Annotated in this window: 6 protein-coding genes and 2 pseudogenes; 4 read left to right on the forward strand and 4 right to left on the reverse strand. The window is 61.6% G+C overall.

Annotation, left to right across the window (positions count from 1 at the left end):
- Both VD964_RS03070 and VD964_RS03075 read left to right on the forward strand, forming a co-directional pair.
- A pseudogene (locus tag VD964_RS03070) lies at positions 1–315 on the forward strand (IS5/IS1182 family transposase); the annotation flags it as partial.
- A 55-nt stretch (positions 316–370) separates the two neighbouring features.
- Positions 371–544 (forward strand): annotated as a pseudogene (locus VD964_RS03075) (ISL3 family transposase); the annotation flags it as partial.
- Between the two features lie 47 nt (positions 545–591).
- Here the strand turns inward: VD964_RS03075 and VD964_RS03080 are convergent.
- The 3 genes from VD964_RS03080 to VD964_RS03090 are packed head-to-tail and all read right to left on the reverse strand — an operon-like array spanning position 592 to position 1,589.
- Complete coding sequence (locus tag VD964_RS03080) at positions 592–837, reverse strand: type II toxin-antitoxin system prevent-host-death family antitoxin (RefSeq protein WP_324865448.1); 246 nt, start codon at positions 835–837, stop codon at positions 592–594.
- 60 nt (positions 838–897) lie between these two features.
- Entirely contained in the window at positions 898–1,314 is a 417-nt protein-coding gene (locus tag VD964_RS03085) for a type II toxin-antitoxin system VapC family toxin (protein ID WP_324865450.1), read from the reverse strand.
- Positions 1,314–1,589 (reverse strand): type II toxin-antitoxin system Phd/YefM family antitoxin, encoded by a 276-nt coding sequence (locus VD964_RS03090; RefSeq protein WP_324865452.1) that lies wholly within the window; start codon positions 1,587–1,589, stop codon positions 1,314–1,316. The genes VD964_RS03085 and VD964_RS03090 overlap by 1 nt, the downstream gene beginning before the upstream one ends.
- Before the next feature lie 427 nt (positions 1,590–2,016).
- On the opposite strand from VD964_RS03090, the gene vapB reads away from it, so the two are divergent.
- Both vapB and vapC read left to right on the forward strand, forming a co-directional pair.
- Positions 2,017–2,241, forward strand: a complete 225-nt coding sequence (gene vapB, locus VD964_RS03095; RefSeq protein ID WP_200775179.1) for a type II toxin-antitoxin system VapB family antitoxin — start codon at positions 2,017–2,019, stop codon at positions 2,239–2,241.
- Entirely contained in the window at positions 2,241–2,648 is a 408-nt protein-coding gene (gene vapC / locus VD964_RS03100; protein ID WP_324865456.1) for a type II toxin-antitoxin system tRNA(fMet)-specific endonuclease VapC, read from the forward strand. Before vapB ends, vapC begins: the two co-directional genes overlap by 1 nt.
- 59 nt (positions 2,649–2,707) lie before the next feature.
- Here the strand turns inward: vapC and VD964_RS03105 are convergent.
- The coding region (locus VD964_RS03105; RefSeq protein ID WP_324865458.1) for a transposase at positions 2,708–2,979 on the reverse strand (272 nt) is incomplete at its 5' end.

Raw genomic sequence — 2,979 nt, forward strand, 5'->3', positions numbered from 1 at the left:
CGCCATCCCAAGGCCGCGGTGGTGGCGCCACCGCGCAGCGATGCCGTGCTCAGCGACACGGCCGCGACCGCTCCCAGCCAACGCGACCGTCACATCCAGATGATTGCGCAGGCGGGTCGGATGGCGTGGCAGCGGGCCAGCGGCTACAACAAGCGCGCCGGTGTGGAGAGCCAAATGGCGCGCTGGAAGGGCGTCCTCGGCGGGGCGCTGCGCTTCCATACCAATCAGGCGCAGGCCACCGAGGTCGCCATCGGCGTCGCGGTCCTCAACCGCATGCTCGACCTCGGACGCCCGAATTCCGTCCGCGTCGCTTGATCACCAACGGGGCTGGGGTAATCTCTTGCCCCGCTCACCTCGCTGCAACACGCCGACGTTTGCTGCCGGTTTGCAGCAGGATGGCGCTGCAGTTCAGGCGGCACTCACATTGCCATGGAGCAGCGGGCAGGCTGAGGGGCAGATCAACCGCCTCAAACTGCTCAAGCGTCAGATGTACGGCAGAGCCAGCCTGGATCTGCTCCGGAGGCGAACCCTCCTGGCGGCCTGATCCACACAAAGTGCGCAAGAACCAACCGGGGCAAGATTACATGGCAGTTATCGGTCATAAAGGGCGTCACGGTCAAACCGCTCGCCTCCAAGGTCCATGCCGTCTTCCAGAATTTGGAACAAACGGCTCCAAGCCAAGCCGCCGTTTGTTTTGGTGGCAGACCGATCATAGGGTGCCAATTGAGCCACAGGCTGCCCACGCTTGGTGATGATTACGGTGTGCCCACTGGTAGCCTGCCCGAGGATCTTCGAGAATTGCCGGTTAGCATCGGCTGCAGATATGGTGCGAGGCATCTCAGTTTCCTTGTAGTAATATCAATACAATAGGAAGTTTTCTGGAAATGCTGGAGGGCGTTAGCTGCTGTTCCAGGGGTTTAACAGTGGAACGCCCATTGGTTCGAAATCACGCACGTTGCGGGTCACGACGGTCAAGCGATGCACCAGAGCGGTGGCCGCGATTAGGCTGTCGCCCTGTGGCCGAGGATCAGGAACGTGGAGCGTCGCGCAGCGCTGCGCCACATCCGCATCGACTGGAAGGATACGGCCCCTAAAGGCCGGCATCACCTGGGTGTCGATCCAGTTGCGCAGCGCTGCCCCTTGCGCGGCGTCCCTACGGCCGATCTGCCCGGCACCCAGTTCGATCTCGAACAGGGTGATGGCGGAAATGAACAGGTCAGCCGGCGGCACGGCGCCCGCCCAAGCGAGAAGGCCGAGGTTGGCCCGCGCCGGCCGCCTCAGTCCAGAAATTGCGTTAGTATCGAGCAGGAACATCAGTCCAGCACCGCCGGCCAGGCAATGTCGCCGATCCGTGGCGGCTCGAAGTCGAAATCGGCCCCGGCGTCATCCTGGCGCAGCATCTCGACGATGGAGCCACCCTGTTCGCCCGACAAGCGCTGATAGGTGTCGTACCGCAGAAGCACATAGGCTGGCTCGCCGCGATCGGTGACGATCACCGGGCCATCCTCGGCCGCTCGCTTCGCTTCGCTGGGATTCTGGTTAAACTCTCTGCTGGACATCATTCGCCCCACGCTATGCACTCCAGCCATTATGTTGATGCTACAATACTACATAGAAGCGAGAGCGACCAGACGAAGTGTGGGCACAATCCTACAAAGTGGGGGTTAGCGGACGATCAGTCCACGGGCTATATGGTGGCGGTCATCAGGTCGCGCGCTGCGGCCAGCTCCGTGATGAACCGAGGACAGCGCCTGATGCTGCCGTGACGGATCGGCGTAGACGCCCTAGCCGTCGACGATGCGACCTCTGAAATCCTGCTTAAGATGTTCCATGACGTTCACAACGCGCTCCTGCACCGCGTCGGTTGCTGCGGCGGCCTTGCTGATGGCGGTGGACAAGGCCGAAATCCTCCCGTCGATGATCGGGGGGCAACTGAACAAGTCGTCAAGGATATACCGTTGACATATACGAGTTTGGGATATACGCTGTGGATTTCATGAGGAATGTGAGGGTGTCATGGCGGTCCGCACTACCCTGTTTCAGTCCAACCGGACCCAGGCGGTCCGCCTGCCGAAGGATGTCGCCTTTCCCGGCGATGTCCGCGAGGTGCTGATCGTTCGCGAAGGCGACCGGCGCGTCATCGTCCCCGCCGACCGTGCATGGGACGACTTCTTCGACTCTCCCGGCATCGCCTTTCCGGACCGTGACCAGCCGGCCATGCAGGAGCGCGAGGCGCTGTGATGCTGCGCTACATGCTGGATACCAACCTGTGCATCCGCGTGCTGCGTGACAGGCCTCCGGGCCTGCGCGGGAGATTCAACGCGGAAGCGGGCGCGCTCTGCATCTCCACCGTCACGCTAGCCGAGCTGCTGCATGGCGCCGCTAAATCGGCGCGGCCAATGGAGCCGCGCCATGAGGTCGAGCGCCTGATTGGTCGACTGGAAGTACTTCCATACGACGAGGACGCGGCCGGTCACTACGGTGAGATCCGTGCCGACCTTGAGCGTCGCGGCACCATTATCGGACCTTACGATCTGATGATCGCGGCGCATGCCCGCAGCCGGGGCCTTATTGTTGTAACGGGAAACCTGGGTGAGTTTCGCCGTGTTGATGGCCTTCGGTCGGAAGATTGGCTCAGCGACGCCTAATCCAGAGGTCACGTCCGTCAAGGTGGTGGAAATTGGAAGGTGGTCAGGTGCGTCGTCGGTCAGGCTGCCTTTGCTGAGGGAAGTGGCGTGATGGCGGGCTCGTCGAGGGCAGCGATACCGGCCATGGTCTCGAGCGTCAGGTAACGATGCTGGAGCTGCCAGTCATCATTTTGCTCCAGCAAGATCGCGCCGACGAGCCTTCGAACACTTTCCTCGTTCGGGAATATACCAACAACATCAGTGCGGCGTTTGACCTCCTTGTTAAGACGTTCAAGAGGATTCGTCGAGTGTAGTTTGGTGCGGTGCGCCTCGGGATAGTCCATATAGGCGA

The sequence above is a fragment of the Azospirillum sp. genome, from assembly GCF_035628975.1.
Taxonomy (GTDB): domain Bacteria; phylum Pseudomonadota; class Alphaproteobacteria; order Azospirillales; family Azospirillaceae; genus Azospirillum.

Coding starts and splice junctions, on each gene's coding strand:
- VD964_RS03080 (WP_324865448.1), bottom strand. CDS start 837: ATGCCTCGCACCATATCTGCAGCCGATGCTAACCGGCAATTCTCGAAG.
- VD964_RS03085 (WP_324865450.1), bottom strand. CDS start 1,314: ATGTTCCTGCTCGATACTAACGCAATTTCTGGACTGAGGCGGCCGGCG.
- VD964_RS03090 (WP_324865452.1), bottom strand. CDS start 1,589: ATGGCTGGAGTGCATAGCGTGGGGCGAATGATGTCCAGCAGAGAGTTT.
- vapB (WP_200775179.1), top strand. CDS start 2,017: ATGGCGGTCCGCACTACCCTGTTTCAGTCCAACCGGACCCAGGCGGTC.
- vapC (WP_324865456.1), top strand. CDS start 2,241: ATGCTGCGCTACATGCTGGATACCAACCTGTGCATCCGCGTGCTGCGT.